This is a genomic window from Dyella acidisoli, from assembly GCF_030160295.1.
GTDB classification, from domain to species: Bacteria; Pseudomonadota; Gammaproteobacteria; order Xanthomonadales; family Rhodanobacteraceae; genus Dyella_B; species Dyella_B acidisoli.
This window is the reverse complement of record NZ_BSOB01000006.1, coordinates 150,767-172,586: the sequence shown is the minus strand read 5'-3', so window position 1 is coordinate 172,586 and position 21,820 is coordinate 150,767. Positions and strand designations below refer to the sequence as shown.

The 21,820-nt window shown below is 59.4% G+C and carries 22 protein-coding genes; 3 read left to right on the top strand and 19 right to left on the bottom strand.

Annotated elements, in window-relative coordinates; all coding sequences use genetic code 11:
• Positions 1 to 203: 203 nt before the first annotated feature.
• The 9 genes from QQJ86_RS04085 to folE all read right to left on the bottom strand — a co-directional run bounded on the left by QQJ86_RS04085 (position 204) and on the right by folE (position 11,805).
• Positions 204 to 764 (bottom strand): HutD/Ves family protein, encoded by a 561-nt coding sequence (locus QQJ86_RS04085; protein WP_284319635.1) that lies wholly within the window; start codon positions 762 to 764, stop codon positions 204 to 206.
• Positions 761 to 2,863: an ATP-dependent DNA helicase DinG gene (dinG, locus tag QQJ86_RS04080; protein WP_284319634.1), complete on the bottom strand. Its 2,103-nt coding sequence runs from the start codon at positions 2,861 to 2,863 to the stop codon at positions 761 to 763. The genes QQJ86_RS04085 and dinG overlap by 4 nt, the downstream gene beginning before the upstream one ends.
• Positions 2,853 to 4,574, bottom strand: a complete 1,722-nt coding sequence (locus QQJ86_RS04075; RefSeq protein ID WP_284319633.1) for an NAD(P)/FAD-dependent oxidoreductase — start codon at positions 4,572 to 4,574, stop codon at positions 2,853 to 2,855. The genes dinG and QQJ86_RS04075 overlap by 11 nt, the downstream gene beginning before the upstream one ends.
• 185 nt (positions 4,575 to 4,759) lie before the next feature.
• The gene (locus tag QQJ86_RS04070) at positions 4,760 to 5,413 is read right to left on the bottom strand and encodes a DsbA family oxidoreductase (protein WP_284319632.1); all 654 of its coding nucleotides are present in this window, start codon (positions 5,411 to 5,413) and stop codon (positions 4,760 to 4,762) included.
• Positions 5,414 to 5,561: 148 nt separating this feature from the next.
• Entirely contained in the window at positions 5,562 to 8,291 is a 2,730-nt protein-coding gene (locus QQJ86_RS04065; RefSeq protein WP_284319690.1) for a TonB-dependent receptor plug domain-containing protein, read from the bottom strand.
• 459 nt (positions 8,292 to 8,750) lie between these two features.
• Positions 8,751 to 9,257, bottom strand: a complete 507-nt coding sequence (locus QQJ86_RS04060; protein WP_284319631.1) for a DUF1993 domain-containing protein — start codon at positions 9,255 to 9,257, stop codon at positions 8,751 to 8,753.
• On the bottom strand, positions 9,254 to 10,603 hold the full coding sequence (locus tag QQJ86_RS04055; RefSeq protein ID WP_284319630.1) for a TCR/Tet family MFS transporter: 1,350 nt from the start codon (positions 10,601 to 10,603) through the stop codon (positions 9,254 to 9,256). The genes QQJ86_RS04060 and QQJ86_RS04055 overlap by 4 nt, the downstream gene beginning before the upstream one ends.
• 273 nt (positions 10,604 to 10,876) lie before the next feature.
• The gene (locus QQJ86_RS04050; RefSeq protein ID WP_284319629.1) at positions 10,877 to 11,206 is read right to left on the bottom strand and encodes an EF-hand domain-containing protein; all 330 of its coding nucleotides are present in this window, start codon (positions 11,204 to 11,206) and stop codon (positions 10,877 to 10,879) included.
• On the bottom strand, positions 11,206 to 11,805 hold the full coding sequence (gene folE / locus QQJ86_RS04045; protein ID WP_284319628.1) for a GTP cyclohydrolase I FolE: 600 nt from the start codon (positions 11,803 to 11,805) through the stop codon (positions 11,206 to 11,208). The genes QQJ86_RS04050 and folE overlap by 1 nt, the downstream gene beginning before the upstream one ends.
• A 183-nt stretch (positions 11,806 to 11,988) precedes the next feature.
• On the opposite strand from folE, the gene QQJ86_RS04040 reads away from it, so the two are divergent.
• Positions 11,989 to 12,804, top strand: a complete 816-nt coding sequence (locus QQJ86_RS04040; RefSeq protein WP_284319627.1) for a shikimate 5-dehydrogenase — start codon at positions 11,989 to 11,991, stop codon at positions 12,802 to 12,804.
• Between the two features lie 263 nt (positions 12,805 to 13,067).
• On the opposite strand, the gene QQJ86_RS04035 is transcribed toward QQJ86_RS04040, so the two are convergent.
• Positions 13,068 to 14,426 (bottom strand): DNA recombination protein RmuC, encoded by a 1,359-nt coding sequence (locus tag QQJ86_RS04035; protein ID WP_284319626.1) that lies wholly within the window; start codon positions 14,424 to 14,426, stop codon positions 13,068 to 13,070.
• Positions 14,427 to 14,536: 110 nt separating this feature from the next.
• On the opposite strand from QQJ86_RS04035, the gene QQJ86_RS04030 reads away from it, so the two are divergent.
• A complete protein-coding gene (locus QQJ86_RS04030; protein ID WP_284319625.1) occupies positions 14,537 to 15,169 on the top strand; it encodes a Pr6Pr family membrane protein in 633 nt (210 codons plus the stop codon).
• Positions 15,170 to 15,242: 73 nt separating this feature from the next.
• Here the strand turns inward: QQJ86_RS04030 and QQJ86_RS04025 are convergent, their stop codons facing one another.
• From QQJ86_RS04025 to QQJ86_RS04000, 6 genes are all read right to left on the bottom strand, one after another.
• Positions 15,243 to 16,415, bottom strand: a complete 1,173-nt coding sequence (locus tag QQJ86_RS04025; RefSeq protein WP_284319624.1) for a class I SAM-dependent rRNA methyltransferase — start codon at positions 16,413 to 16,415, stop codon at positions 15,243 to 15,245.
• A 23-nt stretch (positions 16,416 to 16,438) separates the two neighbouring features.
• Complete coding sequence (locus QQJ86_RS04020; RefSeq protein ID WP_284319623.1) at positions 16,439 to 16,732, bottom strand: HigA family addiction module antitoxin; 294 nt, start codon at positions 16,730 to 16,732, stop codon at positions 16,439 to 16,441.
• A complete protein-coding gene (locus tag QQJ86_RS04015; RefSeq protein WP_284319622.1) occupies positions 16,732 to 17,010 on the bottom strand; it encodes a type II toxin-antitoxin system RelE/ParE family toxin in 279 nt (92 codons plus the stop codon). The genes QQJ86_RS04020 and QQJ86_RS04015 overlap by 1 nt, the downstream gene beginning before the upstream one ends.
• Before the next feature lie 101 nt (positions 17,011 to 17,111).
• Positions 17,112 to 17,543: a hypothetical protein gene (locus QQJ86_RS04010; protein WP_284319621.1), complete on the bottom strand. Its 432-nt coding sequence runs from the start codon at positions 17,541 to 17,543 to the stop codon at positions 17,112 to 17,114.
• 24 nt (positions 17,544 to 17,567) lie between these two features.
• Entirely contained in the window at positions 17,568 to 18,515 is a 948-nt protein-coding gene (locus tag QQJ86_RS04005) for a serine/threonine protein kinase (RefSeq protein WP_284319620.1), read from the bottom strand.
• Positions 18,516 to 18,518: 3 nt separating this feature from the next.
• On the bottom strand, positions 18,519 to 18,959 hold the full coding sequence (locus QQJ86_RS04000; RefSeq protein WP_284319619.1) for a hotdog fold thioesterase: 441 nt from the start codon (positions 18,957 to 18,959) through the stop codon (positions 18,519 to 18,521).
• A gap of 83 nt (positions 18,960 to 19,042) precedes the next feature.
• Between QQJ86_RS04000 and QQJ86_RS03995 the strand changes: the two genes are divergently transcribed.
• Positions 19,043 to 20,104, top strand: coding sequence for a 2Fe-2S iron-sulfur cluster-binding protein (locus QQJ86_RS03995; RefSeq protein ID WP_284319618.1), 1,062 nt, complete (start codon positions 19,043 to 19,045; stop codon positions 20,102 to 20,104).
• Between the two features lie 24 nt (positions 20,105 to 20,128).
• Here QQJ86_RS03995 and QQJ86_RS03990 read toward each other — a convergent pair whose 3' ends face one another.
• From QQJ86_RS03990 to QQJ86_RS03980, 3 genes are all read right to left on the bottom strand, one after another.
• A complete protein-coding gene (locus tag QQJ86_RS03990) occupies positions 20,129 to 20,572 on the bottom strand; it encodes a rhodanese-like domain-containing protein (RefSeq protein ID WP_284319617.1) in 444 nt (147 codons plus the stop codon).
• 147 nt (positions 20,573 to 20,719) lie between these two features.
• Positions 20,720 to 21,136, bottom strand: coding sequence for a hypothetical protein (locus QQJ86_RS03985; protein ID WP_284319616.1), 417 nt, complete (start codon positions 21,134 to 21,136; stop codon positions 20,720 to 20,722).
• 25 nt (positions 21,137 to 21,161) lie between these two features.
• A complete protein-coding gene (locus QQJ86_RS03980) occupies positions 21,162 to 21,644 on the bottom strand; it encodes a YiiD C-terminal domain-containing protein (protein ID WP_284319615.1) in 483 nt (160 codons plus the stop codon).
• Between the last annotated feature and the right edge of the window lie 176 nt (positions 21,645 to 21,820).

Here is a 21,820-nt window from a genome sequence, read left to right as displayed (position 1 = left end):
TACCTCACCGTCATTGACCAGCTTCGCTGTTGTAAAGCGCCTCGGCGAAGGCCGGAGTAGGTTGGGTTAGCGCTAGCGTAACCCAACGATTCCATCGCGTTTGGCAAGACCTGTTGGGTTACGCTGCGCTAACCCAACCTACGCCCTTCTTCGCCGAGGCGCTTTACAACAGCGAAGCTGGTCAATGACGACGATGCCGACTACTAATTACCCAGCAATTCCACCCGCGCGACAAGTGCCAACGTCCCGCGATCCAGCGCAACGCGCCCCGTTGAAGGCGTAGGCAACCACGCATCCCCAGGCTGCAGGCGCCCATCGGACGTATCGACATGCCCGCGTGCGCAGTAGATCAGCGCAACCGCATCGTCGACCACCTGCCGGCCTGGATCTTCCCAAGTCACCAGCTCGCCGCGTGCTTTCGAGCGACGCAACATCAGGTTGAAATCGCGCGTGGAGCCGCCTTGCAGCGCAATCGTCACTTTCGCTTCACCCGGAAATGCAAAAGGCGAGAAAGGTTCAGTGAGAGCATGACTGCGACCATCATCCAGCGTCATCGTAAAACCTGCGCCTTCCAACAGCGCGATGTAGCGATCGACGCCCTCGAACGAAGAAAACGGCGCCGCGCTATCCACTTCAGCCACGCTCACTCGCCAGATGAAATCCCCCATGCCGGCTCCGGCAGGATGGATAGCCAATTCACGTGTGCGTCCCATGCCGTTCTTCCATGGCACGGCAGGACAATCGCGCAGGCGGATGATGCTCATGCAGTACGCTCGATCACACGCTGGAACGGTGGCAGGGCTTTTAGCATCTGGCTGCCGTATTGCCGCGTGATGACGCGTCGATCCAGCAGCACGATGCGGCCGCGGTCGGTCTCGCTGCGAATCAGGCGGCCGCAGTATTGGATCAGCAAACGGGTGGCTTCCGGTACGGCGACTTCCATGAAGGGATTGCGTCCGCGCGATTCCAGCCATTCGGCGTAGGTGGCGCCGACGGGATCGGTCGGCACGGCGAACGGCAATTGCGTGATCACGACCGTTTCGCACAGCTTGCCGGGTAGATCCAGACCTTCACCAAATGATGCCAGTCCGAACAGTGTGCTGCCCTTGCCGGCTTCGATCGCCGCAACGTGCTCGGCGATCAATTGCGTTTTGCCCAGTGAGCCCTGCGCGCGCACCTTGCGTACCTTGTCGATCGGCAGGCGCTGCAACACGCGTTCCAGTTTCGCGCGTGAGGTGAACAGCACCAGGTTGCCGGCGTCCCAGTCAAGATGCTCGGCCAGCCACTCGGTGATTTCCTGTGCGTGTTGTTCGCGTGCGTCGGGCAGCGCGGATACCGCGGGTATTTCCAGGCGCGCTTGCGCACCAAGATCGAAGGGCGAAGGCAGGCTTACGGTAACCGCATCATCCGGCAAACCCACTGCATCGGCAAAACCGCGGAAATTGCCGCCCACGCTCAACGTGGCCGACGTCATCACCACGGCGCTGGCGTTGTCCCAGAGAATATTGCGCAGCAGTGCGCCTGCAGAAACCGCGGAGGCGTGGCAAACCAGTTGCTGGTCGTTAGATAGCGTGACCCAACGAGCGAGCGGCGGCGCATGTTCCGGATCATCGCTGGACCACGCGCGCCACGTGCGCACCTGGCGATCGATGCGTTCCAGCGCCATGCCTAGTTCGCGCGCCAAGGCTTCCTGCGTGGGGCCACCCTCGCTCATCTCAGTGACGGTGCGGCGCACTGCGGTGAGCCAGCGTTGCACTTCAGAAGCCGCAATGTAGAGGAAAGTGGCCTGTTGGACCCAGTTGTCGGGCAGTTGCCCCAGCGAGCCGCGATACACCGGTTCGGTTTCTGCTGGGTCCGGCATCCACGATTGGCGGATTTCCTTTTCCAATGCCTCTAGTGCGTCGCTCAGCTCCTGCAGTTTTTGATCGCCTGCGTCGAGTGTGAGCTTGCCGATAACTTCTTTGTCGGTAAGCGAATAGGCTGCATGCACCTGGCGGCCAAGGCGGCTGATCTGCCGAACCGCTGTGCCGAGCATGACATCGGCGGCGCCGCGGTCGATGGTCTTGCTGGGCATGTGATGCGCTTCGTCGAACACATACAGCGTTTCTTCCGGCTTGGGCAGAAAAACGCCGCCCCAACTTTCCTCGCCGCTGGACAAGGTGAGATCGGAAAGCACCAGATCCTGATTGGCGACAATGATGTCCGCATCAGCCGCAGCGCGGCGCGCGGCGAAAAACGGGCATTGCATGAAGTACGCGCAGCGGCGGGCGGTGCAGCCGCCGGTGCTGGTGGTGATCATCGCGCGCAGCATGTCGCCGGGCGTTTCAGGCGCGGCATCCATGTCACCGTTCCACTCGTTGCGGTCGAAGGTGTCGGCGAGTTTGCGCAGTACCTGCTTGTCGCGTTCTGCCGGAGGTTTGCTCCATAACGCGAGATCCGCATCCAGCCCAAGGCCCATCTGCGCGCTTTCGGCAAGACTGTTGCCGGCCATGCGTAGATTGCGTGGGCAAAGATAACGGCCGCGTCCTTTGGCAAGCGCCACTTTCAGTTCGCAACCGTTGAGTTTCAAGTACAGCGGGATATCGCGCTCCACCAACTGTTCTTGCAAAGCGACGGTTGCGGTGGCGATCAGCAGCTTCTTCTTGAGCGCACGCGCCGCTTCCACACCGGCAATCAAATACGCCATGGATTTGCCGGTGCCAGTCGGCGCTTCGATCACCGCCGCGCCGCCACCTTGCGCCAGTGCCTTGGCCACTTCTGCAATCATGCGCGTTTGCGCCGCACGTGCGCGGAAACCGGGTAAGCCGTCTTTCACTCGCGCATAGGCTTCGCGAATACTGTCTTTGGTTGCGTCAGTAAGCATGCACTTCTTGCTGTGTGATGCTTAGCGCTACGGCTTCAGCTACGCGAATACCGTCCACGCCCGCGGAGAGAATGCCGCCTGCGTAGCCAGCACCTTCACCGGCCGGAAACAACCCGCGTGTGTTGAGGCTCTGCAGATCATCGTCATTGCGGCGTATGCGAACTGGCGAAGAGGTGCGCGTTTCTACGCCGGTGAAAATAGCATCTGCTCGTGCGAAACCTTTTATCTTGCGATCGAACGCGGGCATCGCCTCGCGAATGGCTTCCACGGCATAGTCCGGCAGTGCTGTCGATAGATCGGTGAGGTGCACGCCGGGCTTGTAGGAAGGCATGATGTCGCCAAGCACGGTTGATGCCTTGCCGGCGAGAAAGTCTCCAATGAGCTGGCCCGGTGCTTCATAGGTTCCGCCACCGAGGTCGAATGCACGGCTTTCCAGCTCGCGCTGCAAAGCGATGCCGGCCAGCGGACTGCCACTGCTGTCATAGGGAGCGAAGTCGTTGGGCTCGATACCCACCACAATGGCCGCATTCGCGTTGCGTTCATTGCGCGAATATTGGCTCATGCCGTTGGTCACCACGCGGCCGGGTTCACTGGTGGCAGCAACCACTGTCCCGCCTGGGCACATGCAGAAGCTGTAGACCGAACGGCCGTTGCGGCAGTGATGCACCAATTTGTAATCCGCCGCCCCAAGCAGCGGATGACCTGCCTGTGAGCCGAAGCGATCGCGGTCGACCATCGACTGCGGATGCTCCACACGAAAACCGATCGAAAAGGGCTTGGCTTCCAGATACACGTCGCGTTGATGCAGCATGGCAACCGTATCGCGCGCACTGTGGCCTAGCGCCAGTACCACATGATCCGTACGTATCTGCTCGCCGTTCGCCAACGTTACGCCGCGAACGTAGCGAACACCGTCGGCGTCGGTTTCAACCTGCAGGTCGTCGACGCGATGCTCGAAGCGAATTTCGCCACCCAAGGCTTCGATGGTGTTGCGCATGTTCTCCACCATCGTCACCAGGCGGAAGGTGCCGATATGCGGCTTGCTCACATAGATGATTTCTTCCGGAGCACCGGCTTTCACAAATTCCGTAAGCACTTTGCGGCCGTAATGCTTGGGATCGGAAATCTGGCTGTAAAGCTTGCCGTCCGAAAACGTACCCGCACCACCTTCGCCGAACTGCACGTTCGATTCCGGATGCAGATTGCGCTTGCGCCAAAGATCCCAGGTGTCCTTGGTGCGCTCGCGCACCGCCTTGCCGCGCTCAAGGATGATGGGTCGGAAGCCCATCTGTGCCAGTAATAAGCCAGCGAACAAGCCGCATGGGCCCAGGCCGATGACAACGGGGCGGTGTGGGTGTTTTTGAGGAGTTCGGCCATGGATGGCCGATTTTTGACTTTCGCTCTCCGTGACAGGGATGTCACGTGAAAATACCGATGGGGCTTTCGCAACGAATTGGTAGTTCGTATCCGGCGTTTGGCGCACGTGCGGATCATCCGCGAAACGCACCAGCAGCTTGTCTTCGTCGGCGACATCCACGTCCAGCGTGTAGATCAACTGGATCGCCCCGCGCTTGCGGGCGTCATAGCCGCGGCGAAACACCGAATAGCCGCGAATGGCCGAGGCGCCGACATGCAACTTGGCGCGAATGGCAGCGGTGAGCGCTTCCTCGGGATGGTCCAGGGGGAGCTTGATGTCGGTGAGTCGCAGCATTGCAAAATGAGGCTGAGCGGGAGCGGTATTCTCTCACGTCGCCCCACATTCTCCCTCTCCCCTCCGGGGAGAGGGTTGGGGTGAGGGGCCAACCTCGCCTCAAACTGAAGTAAGTCGGGGTAAAAACTCCAACATCACCATGGCATGCGTCATTGCCGTGTTGGGGTGTTCACCGCCAACCTGACTCAAACCTCCGCCACGATCTTGCGCAAGGTCTGCTCGAACATTTCAGGTGGCTGGCCGCCTTGAATCAGGTACTTGCCATTGACGATCACCGACGGCACGGCGCGTATACCTTGCTGCTGGTAGAGGCGCTCCTCCTGGCGAACCTCGTCCGCGTAGCGACCGCTGCCCAGCACCTCGCGCGCTGCGGCGGCATCCAGCCCCACCTCGCCAGCTACCCGAGTCAGTACATCATGCGAGCTGACGTCTTCGCCGTGACCGAAATAGGCCTCCAGCAAAGCCATCTTCAGCGCCGGCTGCTGTCCCTGCAGCTCTGCCCAATGCAGCAACCGATGCGCATCGAAAGTGTTGTAGATGCGGCTGCGCTTGTCCATGTTGAAGGTAAAGCCCACGGATGCACCACGCTGGCGGATGGCTTCCTGGTTCTTGGACATCTGCTCCGGCGTGCTGCCGTATTTGTGCGCCAGATGCTCGGCCACATCCTCGCCTTCCGGCGGCATCTGCGGATTCAATTCAAAAGGGCGAAAGTGCAATTCCGCCGTCACTTCCCCATCCAGCTTCTGAAGCGCCTGTTCGAGCGATTTCAGGCCGATGGCGCACCAGGGGCAGACGACGTCGGAGACGAAGTCGATTTTTACTTGAGGCAGGTTGGTCACGACGATAACCCCTTGCGGGTTCTGCTGGTTCCGCTTTGGTGGGGGCATGGTCCGGTCGATTCAATGTGACATCGTGTGGTGGAATATGGTCAAACACGAAAAAAAGCCCTGCAAGAGAATGCAGGGCTAGTAGGCAAGCAATATGCGCTTATTTGCCGAACTTGTAGTTGGCTTCCAAGAAGAACGTGCGCCCGAACACGTTGTAGTTGTACTGGTTGTACGGGGAGAGTGATGTACCTGGATAGCTGTTGTCCGCGGGCGGCATTGTGTTGAACAGATTGTCAACGACGAAGGACAGCTTCAGGTTGGAGATCGGGCTATAGGAGACGCTGGCGTTGTAGATAACCCATGCCGGTAGCGTGCCTTCCCCCGGTTGTTGGTACGGGGTGGCAAGGTCAAGGGTTGCCAGATAGTTGGGCGACTTGCCATAGCGGGTGGCGTACAACGTGGCGCTCCAGTCGTCCAGTTTCCAGGTCAACGAAGCATTCAACTTGGTTTTGAAGTCCGTGCTGTAGTACGGCGAGCGCAGCAGGTCGACATAGGGATCGCCTGCATACATCTGCTGCTTGTGCTGCAGGATATCGGTATATGCCAGGTTCGTATTCAATTCGCCGAAACGACCAATACCGAAAGAATAGTTGAAGCCCGCACTGATAGCGTCGAGCACTTCGTTGGACACGTTGACCTTGGGGGTGTAAATCTCAGTGATGTCACCCTTCGCATTTCGCGTGACCTGGTTGATGGCTGCTACGCAGCTTGGCGAATTGATATCAAGCTGGCCCAGTCGGCATGCAGCTTCCTGTAGCAGAATTTGATCGGGATTTTGGGCACTGACTTCATCTTTGATGTTCCAGTGATAGAAATCCATCGAAAGGGCCATCCGCGACACGGGTGAAAACACCAGGCCCGCGCTCCAATTGGAGGCAGAAATCGGCTTCAAGGAAGGATTGCCTGATTGCACGGCAATCACAGAGGCTCCGTTGTATTTTGCCGGGCACGAAATGGGAGCGACGGCTGCGTCGTAACCCAGCTTTGCGCAGTTGTAGTAGTCGGTGGGGGACACGTAGGAGCTGCTTTCGCCCTGGAACTCATCAGCCAGCGTCGGGGCTTTGAAAGATGTGCCATAGCGAGCACGCAGCAGCAGCATGTCGAACGGGCGGTACTCAAGACCCACGCTGTATGTAGGTTTGCTCACCGTGGCGCCAGCGACGTTGAATGCATCGTAGCGAGCTGAAGCGCTCATTGTCAGCTGCGATAGCAGTGGTAATCGCCATTCGGTCGCTGCGGCGTAGCGAGAGCGATGGCCCGCACCTTGTACGGCAGAGGCGCCCCATACGTCACCACTCAGCAGGCGAGAATCGGGGGAGTAGTCCCAGCCTTCGTTGCCACCTTCCAAGAGGAAGGCTACGCCCGCGTCCCCGCCTGGCATCTGGAACAACGATGGATTAGTCAGAGTAACGCGTCCAACGTTTTGCCACGTCTTGCTTTGTGTGGAGGTGTAGCCGGTGAAGGTCCGAAAGTCGGCGTTGGAAATCGGCGTATAAAACGCTGCGTAGTTTGGCTGGAACGTGCTGAAACCAAAACCATAAGGATCCGGGCCGAGATCGGGGCCAAGCACGCGATTAGCGAAGAAAGCCTCCATCGGCTCGGTAAATCGAGCGAAGTTCATTTCGTTCAGCTTGTCCTCCGCGTGCATGGCAAAGGCGTCATATTCCCAGTTGGAGGCACCGAGTGCGCCCTTGGCGCCGAACGTAAACGTGTAGTTACGCTCGTAGGTCTTGTACATGATGTTTTGGAACCCGCCGGCTTCCTCAGGGCTGAAGGCCTTCTGGAAGTTGATGAAGTCATCGAGGTTCGGGTCATAGATATAGCCGTACTTCGAGTTTGTTCCCCACCAGAGAACCGACGAACCAGGGCTATATTTTTCGCGATCGAAGTTCAGCATGACGTCGCTGTACAGCTGAACATTGTCGTTCACGTCAAACGTCGCATGAGTATAGACATTCGCCGTTTTGCTGCCGTTTGACAGCGTGGACTGACCTGGGGAATAGAACGAACCGCAGTATTCGCCAAATCTTTCGCGATTGCGCAGGCCCTCGGTGCCGTTGAATTGACCGGTGGTCAATGCGCAATGATTGGGATCCATCATCAAGTAGTTGTTCCTCGTGTCGCTGTTGTACACGAGGTAGTCACGGCTCGCAGTAGCCGGGGATGTGCCGTTTTCGAAGAAGTGGGAGGTAAGTGAACGATCCTTGGACCACACAGGCTGAGTATTTTCAAACTGTGCGCCCACCAGCAGATTGAGCTTGCCGAAGCTGAAGCCATCGGCAAAGCTGATGTGGCGGCTTGCGCCACCACCTTGCTGGTCCCAGCCGTACCGCACGTCGATGACGGGCGCATCGATCTTCTTTTTCATCACAATGTTAACGACGCCAGCGATGGCATCAGATCCGTACAGCGTGGACTGTCCGCCTGGAAGGATGTCAATGTGATCAACAAGGTCGGTCGGAATCGTATTGAGGTTGGTGAAGACGTCAGTGCTGTTGTAAAGCGCAGAGAAGCTCGACATCGGGCGGCCATCGATCAGGTACTTCACGTAACCCACTGGAAGACCAAACAGGCTCAGGGTTTTTGCCCCTGGCGTGAAGGTATTGGTCGTCTGCGAGTTCTGAACGCTTCCGGTAGAGAACGTCATCTGCTGAAGCGCGTCTGCAACCGACGAAAAACCTCTGGCCTTAAGCTCCTGAGAGGTGATGGTGGTCGTCGGAGTAAACGTCTCAATCTGAGTCTGGGGAATTAAAGAGCCAGTGACGGTAACAGCCTCAAGTTTCTTTGGGCTTGGAGTATTGGAGTTTGTTTGATTGTCTTGAGCAAACACGCCCGTGCTTGCCAACGCGGCAACACATGCCAACGACAGCAATGAGTAATTAAAAGTGTTTCCTGTTTTCAAGGTGATCTCTCCCTGGAGTCGCTGCTCGTTGCTTGCGTAGCAACAAGCGACATCTGATAAAAGGCGAAAGGTTTCCGAAGCCGATTAGATGGCTTGAAGGCGACAATCGCGGTCTTACGGTCCAACCCCTAAAAGGAAGATGTTGCAAACCGTAGTGATCAAATAAGCCACTAACGTTTTTGCAACAATCGGAGTTCGCCCAATTTGATGTAGGGCGAGTCGTTGCGACTCAGGAAAGAGGGGTGTTCGTCGACGCGGCTACGGATTTGTACGAGAACTTGCCGTGCGCGGATGGCTAGATGCGAATCGTGATGCAGTGAAAATCCATCAACTCGATGGACAATGCGCAGGGCGAAAGCATCGCCCTGCGCAGGGAAGCAAATGGGCTTACGCCTTGCCGATGAAATCTTCCTTGCCGATATTCGTACCAGCTGCACGCAAAATGTCGTACGTCGTGGTGCAATGGAAGAACAGGTTGGGAATGACGAAGTGCAGCAGATAGGCCTGGCCTTCGAAGTTCATGTCGCCGCGGCGCATCTTCAGCGTGATGGTGCGTGTTTCGCTGCCGTCGATCTGTTCGGGCTTGAAGCTCTTGATGTATTCGATGGCGCGTTCAATGCGTTGATACAGTTCGTCGAACGAAGTTTCGTTGTCTTCGAACTTCAGTGGATCGACGCCGGCCAAGCGTGCGGCGCCGTTCTTGGCCATGTCGGTGGCGATCTGCACCTGCTTGACCAGCGGCAGCATGTCGGGGATGAGGCGGGTATGCAACATCACCGAACCTTCTACGCTTTTTTCGTTGGCGTGCTTTTCACCGAGCTTGAGTACGTGATGCAGGTTGGTCAGTGCGCGCAGGAACAGCGGTACTGAGGCTTGGTACATCGAGAGACTCATGGGGATGACTCCGAGTGATGATGAGGAAGGGACTCGTGGGTAATCACATCCGCAATGGGCGAAAGTTCGCCATGCGGCGGTGTTGTCGGATGTCTATCGGCGGATGGCACCGCGTGCACGTGTCGTACCGCATAGCTGGCGATACCGGTAGCGACGACAAGCAGCAGTGCCGCCAGCACGAAGGCGATACCGGGCAGATGCATGGGGGCGTGATCGCTGATGAACAAGGCGAACAGATTGGCAAACAGCGCGGGCCCGAAGATGCCGGCCAGACTGGCCAGGCTGCTCAACGCACCTTGCAGACGCCCTTGCTCGTGCGGGTCCACCTGCTGCGTCATCAACGTCTGGGTAGGTGGCCCGGAGAGTCCGCCCAGGCACAGGAATGGGATGCCAAGCAGGAACATCCACGACACCGAAGAAAAGCCGAAGAACAAGTGGCCGACCACGCAGAGCAGCAAGCCGATGATGATCAGGCGCTTCTCGCCCAGCTTCGGCATCAGCCTCCGCACCAGCACGGCCTGCACGAAGCCACTGCACAGCCCGACCAGTGCCAGCGTATAGCCCACCGCCTGCGCACCCCAGCCGTAACGGTAGTCGGTGTAGAGCACGTAAGTGGCGTTGAGCGAGAACTGCGCCAGGCTGATCAGGAAGTACACGCTGGCGAGTGCAAACACCTGCGGATAGCGGCGCAATAGCACCAGCGCGCCGAAGGGGTTGGCGTGGCTCCATTCGAAGCGCTTGCTGCGCCGTTCGGGTGCCAGCGATTCCGGCAGCACGAAGAAGCCGTAGCAGAAGTTGATCAACGACAGCACAGCTGCCACCCAGAACGGCAGTCGGATGCTGAAGTGCCCCAGGAAGCCGCCCAATGCCGGACCGACTACGAAGCCGATGGCGAACGCCGCGCCCATTGCACCATAGGCCGCAGTGCGTTTTTCCTTCGGCACGATATCGGCGATGTAGGCATTGGCCGTGGTGAAACTTGCCGCACAGATGCCTGCCACGATACGGCCGATGAAGAGCAGCCACACTGCTGGCGCGAGCGCCATCACGATGAAGTCGACACCTAATCCAAAGCTGGAAATCAGGATCACGGTACGGCGACCGAAACGATCCGACAACGTGCCTTGCACCGGCGAAAACACGAACTGCATCAGCATGAACACCGTGCCGAACGCACTCGACCACACCGCCGCCTGCGCGATGCTGCCACCACTGAGTTCCACGATCAGATGCGGCAACACCGGGATGATGATGCCGAACGCCAGCATGTCCACCATCACCGTGACGAAGATGAAGGCGAATGCAGCAGTTTGGCGTGAGGAAGGGGCGGTGGGTGCAGAGTCCATGCGAGCGCGGATAGCCACGGAACGGGTAGGGCCAAAGGCGCAACGATAGCCGATGCGGCGTGGCTTGGCATGGGCTGGAGTGTGCAGAAAATGTCGCGGCTTTTAGTTCCCTCTCCCCTTCGGGGAGAGGGTTAGGGTGAGGGGACAATCTTGCGTGAGGGTTGCTTCTCTCAGCGCAAGACATTGCAACAGCATCGCAACGGGAAAATATCTCGCAAGGGTGGTCTCTCACCCAACCCTCTCCCCAGAGGGGAGAGGGCTTAAAAGCCAACGTCACCGCGGCGGCTGCATCAATTCCTGCGGGCTCAGATACCCGTCATGGTTGCGATCCAGCTTATGGAACTCGCGACGCAAATTGTCTTGCCATTCCTTGAGCGTTATCGGCTTGCCATGCCCGCCGGGCAGCTCTTCCGGCTCCAGCACGCCATCGTGGTTGAGGTCCCGGCGATAAAAACCTTGGCTCATATAAGCCACATATTCAGCTTCACTGATGCGGCCGTCGCCATTGGTATCCATGGCCTGGAACAAGCCGGTTGCCGTGCTCTGCGCAAGCGCGGCGACAGGTAGCAGCCCAAGCACAAGGAGCGCAGCGGTTATGCGCATCAGCGGCGGCCGCCATGGATCCCGATGAAATCCAGGAATTCAGCACGGGTGCGTGCGTCGTCACGGAACGCGCCAAGCATCTGGCTGGTGACCATGGATACGCCGCGCTTGTGCACGCCGCGCGTGGTCATGCATTCGTGGCTGGCATCGACGACCACAGCCACGCCGGCCGGCTGCAGGTTTTCCTGGATGCAGCGCGCGATCTCCGCGGTCATTTTTTCTTGCACCTGGAAGCGGCGTGCGTAGGCGTCCACCACGCGCGCCAGCTTGCTGATGCCTACCACGCGGTGGGTGGGCAGGTAGCCCACGTGTGCGCGGCCGATGATCGGGGCCATATGGTGTTCGCAATGGCTTTCGAATTCGATGTCGCGCAGCACCACCATTTCGTCGTAGCCGGCGACTTCCTCGAATGTGCGGCGCAGGTATTCGCCCGGATCGATCTGATAGCCGCTGAACCAGTCGCGATAGGCCTTCACCACGCGGCGCGGCGTATCCAGCAAGCCTTCGCGCGAGGGATTCTCGCCGGCCCAGCGCAGCAAAGTGCGCACGGCCTCTTCGGCCTGTTCGCGGGTGACTTCAGTGGGCTTGTGCTCGCTCATGCGGCTTCCTTGGTACAGGGATACTGGTTCAGGCTTGCAAGTGTAACGCCCGCGTCAAGGCCCCATCTCCCCGTTGCCCCGGCGAAGGCCGGGGCCCAGCGACTTTCACGCACAAGACACTGGGCCCCGGCCTTCGCCGGGGCGACGGTATGATGGAACGCCCAGTTTCCCAAGCACTACGACATGACCCGCTCCATCAATCGCGATACCCAGCTTTGCATGTCCTTGTCCGGTCGTCCGGGCAATTTCGGTACGCGCTTCCAGAACTTTCTGTACGAAGCGCTGGATTTGAATTACGTCTACAAGGCGTTCACTACACGTGACTTGCCCGCGGCGATCGGCGGCATTCGTGCACTCGGTATCCGCGGCTGCGCCGTGTCGATGCCGTTCAAGGAAGCGTGCATTGCGCTGGTCGACAGCATTGACGATTCAGCCCAAGCCATCGCTTCGATCAATACCATCGTCAACAACGATGGACATTTGCATGCGTACAACACGGATTACATCGCCGTGCGCAGTTTGATCGAGCTGCACAACCTCAATGCCGATATGCGCTTGGCTCTGCGCGGTAGCGGTGGCATGGCCAAGGCTGTGGCCTGCGCGTTCCGTGATGCCGGTTTCAAGCACGGGTATATCGTGGCGCGCAATGAGATGACGGGCCGAAAATTGGCCGAAACGAGCGGTCTTGGCTGGGTTGCGGATATGTCGAACGTGCAAGCGGATCTGCTGATCAACGTTACGCCGATCGGCATGGAAGGTACCGAAAAAGATCAGCTCGCCTTCGAGCGTGAGGCGGTGGAGCGGGCAAAAGCCGTATTCGACGTGGTTGCGTTGCCGCCGGAGACGCCGTTGATCAAGTTGGCGCGTTCGTTGGGCAAACCGGTGATTACAGGCGCTGAAGTAATCGTGCTGCAGGCCGTGGAGCAGTTTGTGCTTTATACCGGCGTGCGGCCGAATGAAGCGTTGATTGCGCGTGCGGCCTCGCATGCGTTGGGGTAATGCGGGAAGACGGTTAGCTCGTGTAGGTTGGGGTGCAAACCCCAACATCGAAATGTGTGAGCATGGGGTTGTTGGGGTTTGCGCCCTAACCTACGCGCTCGTAAAACCACATTTCTCCTCACCGTCGCCCCGGCGAAGGCCGTGGCCTAGTGACTTTGATGAGCTACAAGTCGCTGGGTCCCGGCCTTCGCCAGGACGACGGTGAGGTGCAATCAAACGCCTCGAAAAGTTGTGTAGAAACCCTACGCTTGAAGGGTGGCTTATCAATCCTCCGCAACCTCTTCATCGCCATTAAGCGACTCCCCCAGCAACTGCTGCGCTTGTTCACCCGGCAACGACTCCACATCGCGCAGCTTGCGCTCGATCGCACGCGTGCGCACGGCGGTGGCATCGATATGCCTGCCCGCTTCGTCCAGCTTCTTGCGCACCATTTTCAGCACATCACCAAACTTGCCAAATTCGTTCTTCACCGCGCCGAGCAATTGCCACACTTCGCTGCTGCGTTTCTGGATCGCCAGTGTGCGGAAGCCCATCTGCAAGCTGTTGAGCAGCGCTGAAAGCGTGGTCGGGCCGGCTATGGTTACGCGTTGTTCGCGCTGCAGACTGTCGAACAACCCAGGGCGACGGATGATCTCCGCATAAAGGCCTTCCGTCGGCAGGAACAGAATGGCGAAGTCGGTGGTAGCAGGGGGCGCGATGTATTTGGCGCGGATGGTCTTGGCTTCGTCGCGCACGCGACGTTCCAGTGCGTTAGCGGCGCGTTCCACGGCTTCCACATCCGCCTGTTGCTGTGCATCCAGCAGCCGTTCGTAATCTTCGCGCGGGAATTTGGCATCGATCGGCAGCCATACCTGATCATCGCGATCGCCGCCGGGTAGACGGATCGCGAATTCCACGCGTTCGTCGGAACCTGGCACGGTGGCGATGTTGGCCGCGTATTGCTCGGGGGTGAGCATTTGATCCAACAACGCGCCGAGTTGCATTTCGCCCAGGATGCCGCGCGTTTTCACATTGCTTAGCACGCGCTTGAGATCGCCCACGCCGCTGGCGAGCGACTGCATTTCGCCCAGGCCACGCTGGACTGCTTCCAATCGCTCGGACACCAGCTTGAATGATTCGCCGAGGCGCGTTTCCAGGGTGGATTGCAGTTTTTCATCGACCGTGGCGCGCATCTGCTCCAGCTTGGCGGCATTGTCCTGCTGGATCGCGGTGAGTTTGGTTTCGAGCGTGGTACGCACTTCGCCAAGGCGTTTTTCGTTGTCGGCGGTGAGCGTTGCCAATTGTTGTTTCTGCTGGCCGCCGAGCTGATTGAGTGTGGTCGCGAGTTCCTCGCGGCCACGGCGTGTTTCCTCGACCAGTCGTTGCGACAGGGCTTGCAGGCCACTGTCCGTGCGCTCTGTGAGTACATCCAGGCGCTGGCCGAATTGCATCAGCGATTGGCTCAGTTCGTTTCGGCCTTCGCGTTGTTCGTGGGCCAGCGCTTCGCGCAGGTGGCGCACGTCGTCCTTCAAGCTGTCCAGCTTGGCCTGGAGACCGCCGTCACTACGGCCGCGCAGCAGTACGACCACCTGCAGCACAAGCAGAATGACGAGCAGAGCCAGTGAGATATCGAGCAGAGACATGGGCATTCCCGATGGTATCGACGTACAGTTTACGCGCAGTCGTATCAATCCCTGAGATCACCTCGCGGGGGGTAGTATCGGCGCATTGCCAGCCATTCGCGGGAATCTGCATGAGTGCATCCATCGCCCGGGGCAAGCCACTGGCCGTGTTGATCGCCCTGCTTGCATGGTTTGGGGCGGGGTTGCAGCTCTATCTCTCGCTGCGCTTGACCGATTCGATGGGGATGAACACGACACAAGGGCTGGCCATCTATTTCGGCTATTTCACCGTACTCACGAACATCCTGGTCGGCATGGCGACCACGTGGCCGTTGGTTTTGTCTGCTTCAGCGCTGGGGCGGTTCTTCGTGCAGCCGATGGCCATTGGCTGGGTAGCGACCAGCATTGCGTTCGTGGGCGTTTCGTATTTTGTGTTGTTGCGGCACGTCTGGAATCCGCAGGGACTGCAACTGGTGGCGGATGTGCTGATGCACTACGTGGTGCCGTCGCTGGTTGTGCTGTACAGCTTGTTCACGCTGCATCGAGTGGCATTGCGCTGGACGGCGCCGCTGTGGTGGAGCTTGTATCCGGTGATCTATTTCGCCTACGTGCTGGCGCGTGGTGTGATCATTGGCAGCTATCCATATCACTTCATCGATGCGTCGCAGCTTGGCTATGCGCTCACGCTACGCAATGCGGCAGCGCTATGGGTGGCGTTTCTGGTGCTGTCGTATGTGTTGATGTTGTTGTGGCGTCGTTCGTAGGTTGGGTTAGCGCAGCGTAACCCAACATTTTCGGAGCGATTCGTTGGGTTACGCTACGCTAACCCAGCCTACGTTAATCCACGCGGCAGAAGACGGCCTTGAGGTAGCGGCTTTCCGGCACATCGGTGCGTACGGGGTGATCCGCACCGGCACCGCGCACTTCCAGAATCTGAATCTCGCGCCCAGCATTGAGTGCCACACGGCGCAGCATTTCCAGAAAATCCGCTTCGCTGACCAAACCTGTGCAGGAACAGGTGAGCAGTAGCCCGCCAGGTGGAATCACATCCAGCGCCAAGCGATTCATGGCGAAATACTTCTTCAGAGCATCCATGACCTTCGTGCGATCACGTGTCAGCTTGGCGGGATCGAGAATGACCGCGTCATAACGTTCGCCACTCGCCACGGCCTGGCGCAGCCATTCAAAGATGTCGGCTTGTTCGAAGCGGATGGCAAGATCGTTCGCCGCGGCATTGGCGCGGGCAATCTCCAGAATGCCTGCATCCATGTCGACGCCGATGGCTTCGCGCGCGCCGCCGGCCATGGCATGTACGGCAAAGCCACCGGCGTTGCAGCACAAATCCAACACGCGACGGCCTCGCGCCAGTTCGGCGAAGCGGCGACGGTTTTCGCGCTGGTCGGCGAAAAAGCCGGTCTTGTGTCCGTACCCCGGTGCGGCGTGGAAGCGCAAACCGTGTTCGTGGACTTCCACTGGCGTGGGCGCTTCGTTGACTCGGCAGTCGAAGGATTCTTGCTTCTGCACGTGGCTTTCGGCGAACCCATACAGCCGCGCACCAGGAAACTGCCGCAGCAACGCGGCATGAATGGCATCGCGGAATTTCCACATGCCAGCGGCAAAATATTCGATCACCAGGATGTCGGCGTAGCGATCCACGATCAGCCCGGAAAGCCCATCGCCTTCGCTGTGCACGACGCGCCACGCATCGGTCACTGCATCCAGCTGCAGCAACTCCCGCCGCAACGTCACGGCGCGATCGATGCGTGCAGTGATCCAGTCCGCGTCAATCGATTCGCCTGCGTCGCCGGTAAGCAGGCGCAAGGCAATGCGCGCATGCCCGTTCCAGAAGCCGCGTCCGACAAAGCGATCCTTGGCATCGATCACATCCACCACGCTGCCCGGCGGTATGCGTGATTCAGGCTTGTGCACCTGCGCCGACCACACCCATGGGTGGCCGGGCATGCGGTCGGATTTCAGGCGGATGATGGGGAGTGAGGCGGGAACATTCATCCGCTAATGATAGCGGGTTGGCTTCAGGCAGCGGCCAGTTTGAGTTTGCCTACCCGCTGGAGATTTACATGTTTTCTGGCCACCCAAAGATCATGGGCATCTTGCATGACTAGCCAGCTTTCTGGAGAACGGCCGATGGCCTTGGACAGCCGCAGTGCCATCTCCGGGGTAACTCGGCTGGTGCCCTTCAGGACGCGACTGAGGGTAGATGGGGCGACATCCAGCTTTTCAGCGAGTTCACGGCCGCTGATCCCATGAGGATCGAGGTAAACCTCGGTGATGAATTCGCCGGGATGTGGAGGATTGTGCATGGCCATTAGTGATAGTCCTCGTAATCCAGAACGTAAGCATGTCCATTTTGAAATTCGAACGTCAGGCGCCAGTTGCCGCTAACCCAAATGGACCAGCGTCCGCGCATTTGCCCCTTAAGAGGGTGCAACCGATAGCCAGGGATCTCCATGTCCTCGATGGATTGTGCGGTATCCAAGGCGGCTAGCTGCATTCGAAGGCGTTTTGCATGGCTCGCCTGTACACCCGAAGTGCTGCCTGTCTCGAACAGTCTGCGCAATCCCTTGTGCCGGAATGATTTGATCATTGCGCCGTAATGATACGGTGTTGCGCATCACGCAACAAGTTCGACTCGTTAGGGCGTGCAAGTGAGCACCTTTCCGCGGCCTTATCGACAGGATGTTCTGTTCATCGCAACTTGAGAACCAACCAGGACAGCAGTGCCAGCAAGTTGATACCCAGGTACGACACCGACGGGCCACCAAACGCGAGATTGAAGCCCTGGCTGGCGAAGCGCCAGGTGACCTCCGGATGAAGGTGGATCGTGGTGAACACGTTGATGAAAGCGCCGCAAAACAACCCATAGCTGAAGATTGGCGTGCCAATCAGCGGCAATTGCAGCAGTTGCGCGATGCTGGACAAACGAATGCCGCGCTCGCTGTTTTCAAGCAACAGCACACCCGACACCAGCACGAATGCATAGAGTGCGAAGGCGATCAGCTGGATCACCGCGGTGTGCAGCGGGCCGGAGGCGAGCAGATGCGGAAGCTCGATGGCCATGCCGTAGAAACCACCGGCTACTTCCAGGATACCGATCAGGCGAAACAGGATCTGACGCATTCAACACCCCAAAGAAAGAACGAATTATTCAAGTTCATCCGCCTGCTCATGCAGGTCCGTTATGTGTTGTTCCCACCAGCGCGCTTCAGCCGCGAACGGAAACGCCGCCGGAAAAGCCGGATCGTGCCAGCGTGCCGCGATCCAACCCGCATAATGCACTTGTCGCATGGCGCGCAGGGCGGGAATGAGGATAAGTTCTGCGTGATCAAAGTCACGCATCGAAGCATAACCTTCCAGCAATGCCTCCATGGCGCGTTCGTCGTGGGCCAGCATCCATAGATCCTGCACCGCCGGCCCCATGCGTGCATCATCGAGATCGACAAAATGCGGGCCTGTATCGGTCCACAGTACGTTGCCCGGATGGCAGTCGCCATGCAAACGCAGCGTACGTAAGGGGGCAGCGCTTTCAAAGCGTGCAGCGACCAATCCGTTCACACGTTCGACAGCTTGGCGATAGCGATCGCGCAATGCAGAAGGCAGCAGCGAAGAAGACAGCACGGCTTGCATCGGTTGTGCAATCAACGTGGTGCGATCGATGTTGCCGCGATACGCGAATGATGCGCGTGCGCCGACGCTATGCATGCGCGCGATCAGTCGGCCGAGCCATTCCAATTGATCGGCCGATTCCAGCGAAGGGGCGCGACCACCATGACGCGGCGACAGTGCGTAACGATAGCCATCGTGATGCAACAGCGTGCGTTCCGCGAAGTGCAGCGGCGCCACGACGGGCAATTCTGCCTCGGCCAGTTCCTGCGCAAAGGCGTGCTCTTCCAGAATCGCCGCATCGCTCCATCGGCCGGGACGATAGAACTTCGCGACCACTGGCGAGCCTTCTTCCAGCCCCACCTGCCACACGCGGTTTTCGTAGCTGTTCAATGCAAGCAAGCGGCCATCCGGCCACAAGCCGCAAGCGGTAACAGCATCGAGCACAAGATCGGGCGTTAGGCGCGCGTAAGGTGTCTCGTTGGACATGTATCAGCGAGTACCCACCGCTGCCGCCGGCACCACCGCCATGGTGAGGCGCGAAATGCACACCAGCTTGCCGGCGTCGTCTTCGATGCGGATTTCCCACACCTGCGTCGATCGCCCGAGATGCAGCGGACGTGCAGTGCCGGTTACGGTGCCGCTGGTAACACCGCGTACGTGATTGGCATTGATGTCCAAGCCGACCGCGCGTTCTTTTTCCGGATCGAGCGTGAGCATGGCCGCGGTGCTGCCGAGTGTTTCCGCTAGCGCTACCGATGCGCCGCCGTGCAACAGTCCATACGGTTGGTGGGTGCGCGGATCTACCGGCATCGTGCCTTGCAACCAATCCTCGCCGACGGCGGTAAGGCGGATGCCCAGCGCCTCCATCAAGGTGTTGCGGCTCCAGCCGTTGAGGCGTTCGAGGTGGGTGTCTTGTTTCCAGATGCTCATGGGCATTGAGATCGCGAGAGAAGCCAGCATTGTCCGCCGACCACCCCAGCGGCGACAATGCGGGATCGTTCAGGTCATCTCAAGTGTTTACCGTCACTCTCACCACTTCCGGCCGCCGCTTCGACGTCCTGCCCGGCGAAACCGTGCTGGAAGCGGCACAGCGCGCGGGCATTGCGCTGCCTTACTCCTGTCGCGCGGGCGTGTGCGGTAGCTGCAAGGCCGCGCTCATCCACGGCCGTTGCGAATACCCCCGCAATCCGCCCACAGCGCTGGACGTGCATGATCGCGTGCAGCACGCCGTGCTGCTGTGCCAAGCCGTTCCCGCCAGCGATCTGGTGGTCCAGGCGCGCGAAGTCACTTCGGTCGAAGACATCGCCCGCCGCCAGCTGAATGTGCAAGTGAGCCGCAAATGGCAGCTCGCACCCGACGTGATCGGCTTGCATCTGCAGCCTGCGCCGGGCGAGCTGCGTTTGAATTGGCTGCCGGGCCAGTATCTCGATGTGCTGCTGGATGAAGGTCGCCGCCGCCCGTTTTCCATCGCAAACGGTCCGCAGGCGGACGGTGTGATCGAGATGCACGTGCGCCATGTCGCCGGCGGTGGTTTCACCTCATGGGTGAGCGACGTGCTGAAAGAGGGCGACACGCTGCGCATCGAAGGGCCGCTTGGCACCTTCGTGGCGCGCGAGGATTCGGAGCGGCCCATGATCTTCGTGGCCGGCGGCACCGGTTTTGCGCCGGTGAAAGCGATCCTTGAGCATTTCCTGGCGCTGGGCACGCGTCGCACGATCGATCTCTATTGGGGCGCTCGCAGTGCAGCGGATCTGTATCTGCACACGCTTGCCGAGCAATGGGCGGCAGCGGCACCGGGCCTGCGCTTTCACGCTGTGCTTTCCGATCCGGAACAGGCACGCATGGCCGGCATGCGCGAAGGACTGGTGCACGAAGCGGTGCTGGATGATCACCCGAATCTTTCCGGCCACGACGTCTACATGAGCGGACCGCCGGCGATGGTCGATGCCGGCCGCAAGCTGTTCATCGAATCCGGCTTGCCGGAAGAGCGGCTGTATTTCGATTCCTTCGAATATGCGCCCGATGTGCTGGCGCAGATTCTGTCCGGGCGAGCGGGTATTGCCGAGCAGGCGTAGCCGCGAGCCACCTTGCGATAGTTATCAGTTCTTTCCCTTCGCCACCGGCAACTGCGCCTGCTGCCACGCCAGCACACCGCCACCCAGCGTATAGACGCGGGTGAAGCCTGCCTTGACCAGGCGCTGGGCTGCGCCGTCAACGTTGCGGCCGTCCTTGTCCATCACCACCACCGGCAGTTCGCGCGCCTTGGCCAGATCCTTGTTCTCCGGATCGAACTGGCTCATGGCCACATGCTTGGCGCCCGGGACGTGCATTTTTTCGAAATCGGCGATGGCCGAAAGATCGATCAGCAGCGGGCTGTCGCGATTGATCAGCTGGGTCAGGCCGGCCGGCGTCAGCTCGGTGAATTTGCGCAGCAGCAGCATGATCTGCGTGACGATCAGCGCGATCACCAGCACCACCAACAGCAGGGACAGCGCGAGATGGTTGCCCACGAACTGGGGCAGCTTGTGGAGGAAATCGTTCATGTGGGGGCCACTGGCGCAAATAGGCTCGAATAAACGGCGAAGTATAGCCCCTGTTCCTCAAGACTTGGGGTTGCTCATCTTTTCAGGAGGCTTGATTTCGCCACGGCGTCATTCCGGCCTTCGCCGGAATGGCGGCGCGGTTATCCCTCAATCCCCCTGATTGAGGTTCGGAATCCCCGTCTCCAGCCACCACTTGTTCTTTTCCGAGTCGTAATGCCACACCTGGCGATCGATGATGCTGCGCACCGACTGCGTATGCAGGTTGGTCACGCTGATGCGTACGTTCTGGCGCACTTCGTTTTCGCCCGAGGCCACCGGGCCGTTGCCGTCGTCGTAGTCGTTGACCTGCACCTGCTTGAAGCGCTCGCGGTCGAGGTCGGTGATGGGATGTGCGTCGCGCACTTTCGGATCGACGAACTGCTCCGCCGCTTCGAAACCATCCCAGCGCACCGCGTTCGCGTAAGCGATCATGGTGTGGGTGAGCGAGTCATTACGCTTGTCCGTCGCACAGCCAGACAAGAGCAGCATGGTCGACAGCAGGATCGGACCGACAATACGGCGCATAACTTAAGTCCCCTCCAAAGAAGGCTTATTCTGCCGCAGCTGTGCGGCGCTTCGCCACGAACTGTGCCTCAAGCGTGGCAGCCGGTTTGCTACCCTCGCCGGGTACCTGACAGCGCACCGCGATGCGTGCGCGTTTGCGGGACGACAAAGTGGTGAAGAAGGTTTCCCAGTTCGCGTCTTCAGCCAGCTGTGCTTCGGCCTGGAAATCGCCCCAAACCGGATCGAGGTAGCGCACCGTGGATTCGCCTACATATACGTCGCAATCTTCGCCGCGCTGGCGCAGGGCCAGTTCCACCAAGCCCCAGCCAGTGAGCGTCATGAGGCTGGTCAAGCTGCCACCGAACGCGCAGCCCTTGTCGTTGACGTTGGGCGCGAGCGGGCAGTTCAGTACCAGACGCTCGCTGTCGTAGCTACCCAGTTCGAGCCCCATGGTGTGAGCGAGGGGGATGTTTTCTTGGATGAACGTTACCAACGCCAGGGCGGCGGTGTGCGGGTCGAGCTTTTCCATTGATACGGTAGGGACAGGGAGGGGGCGACAGTGTAGAGGCTACACTGCGCGAAGGACCTGCTCCCTCTCCCCTCTGGGGAGAACGTTCTTTCTTTTCCCTTTCCCCAAGGGGAAAGGGGTGGGGTGAGGGGCCAGTCTTGCGGTCAAACTCATCTCTTACAAGAAAGAATCAGGTA

Excerpts from the sequence above, each read along its gene's own strand:
- dinG (WP_284319634.1), bottom strand. The coding sequence starts at position 2,863 with ATGCTTACTGACGCAACCAAAGACAGTATTCGCGAAGCCTATGCGCGA.
- QQJ86_RS04035 (WP_284319626.1), bottom strand. The coding sequence starts at position 14,426 with ATGTCTCTGCTCGATATCTCACTGGCTCTGCTCGTCATTCTGCTTGTG.
- QQJ86_RS04055 (WP_284319630.1), bottom strand. The coding sequence starts at position 10,603 with ATGGACTCTGCACCCACCGCCCCTTCCTCACGCCAAACTGCTGCATTC.
- QQJ86_RS04075 (WP_284319633.1), bottom strand. The coding sequence starts at position 4,574 with ATGCTGCGACTCACCGACATCAAGCTCCCCCTGGACCATCCCGAGGAA.
- QQJ86_RS04015 (WP_284319622.1), bottom strand. The coding sequence starts at position 17,010 with ATGATCAAATCATTCCGGCACAAGGGATTGCGCAGACTGTTCGAGACA.
- QQJ86_RS04010 (WP_284319621.1), bottom strand. The coding sequence starts at position 17,543 with ATGCGTCAGATCCTGTTTCGCCTGATCGGTATCCTGGAAGTAGCCGGT.
- QQJ86_RS04025 (WP_284319624.1), bottom strand. The coding sequence starts at position 16,415 with ATGAATGTTCCCGCCTCACTCCCCATCATCCGCCTGAAATCCGACCGC.
- folE (WP_284319628.1), bottom strand. The coding sequence starts at position 11,805 with ATGAGCGAGCACAAGCCCACTGAAGTCACCCGCGAACAGGCCGAAGAG.
- QQJ86_RS04030 (WP_284319625.1), top strand. The coding sequence starts at position 14,537 with ATGAGTGCATCCATCGCCCGGGGCAAGCCACTGGCCGTGTTGATCGCC.
- QQJ86_RS04040 (WP_284319627.1), top strand. The coding sequence starts at position 11,989 with ATGACCCGCTCCATCAATCGCGATACCCAGCTTTGCATGTCCTTGTCC.
- QQJ86_RS04020 (WP_284319623.1), bottom strand. The coding sequence starts at position 16,732 with ATGGCCATGCACAATCCTCCACATCCCGGCGAATTCATCACCGAGGTT.
- QQJ86_RS03990 (WP_284319617.1), bottom strand. The coding sequence starts at position 20,572 with ATGAACGATTTCCTCCACAAGCTGCCCCAGTTCGTGGGCAACCATCTC.
- QQJ86_RS04005 (WP_284319620.1), bottom strand. The coding sequence starts at position 18,515 with ATGTCCAACGAGACACCTTACGCGCGCCTAACGCCCGATCTTGTGCTC.
- QQJ86_RS03980 (WP_284319615.1), bottom strand. The coding sequence starts at position 21,644 with ATGGAAAAGCTCGACCCGCACACCGCCGCCCTGGCGTTGGTAACGTTC.
- QQJ86_RS04000 (WP_284319619.1), bottom strand. The coding sequence starts at position 18,959 with ATGAGCATCTGGAAACAAGACACCCACCTCGAACGCCTCAACGGCTGG.
- QQJ86_RS04060 (WP_284319631.1), bottom strand. The coding sequence starts at position 9,257 with ATGAGTCTCTCGATGTACCAAGCCTCAGTACCGCTGTTCCTGCGCGCA.
- QQJ86_RS04085 (WP_284319635.1), bottom strand. The coding sequence starts at position 764 with ATGAGCATCATCCGCCTGCGCGATTGTCCTGCCGTGCCATGGAAGAAC.
- QQJ86_RS04050 (WP_284319629.1), bottom strand. The coding sequence starts at position 11,206 with ATGCGCATAACCGCTGCGCTCCTTGTGCTTGGGCTGCTACCTGTCGCC.
- QQJ86_RS03985 (WP_284319616.1), bottom strand. The coding sequence starts at position 21,136 with ATGCGCCGTATTGTCGGTCCGATCCTGCTGTCGACCATGCTGCTCTTG.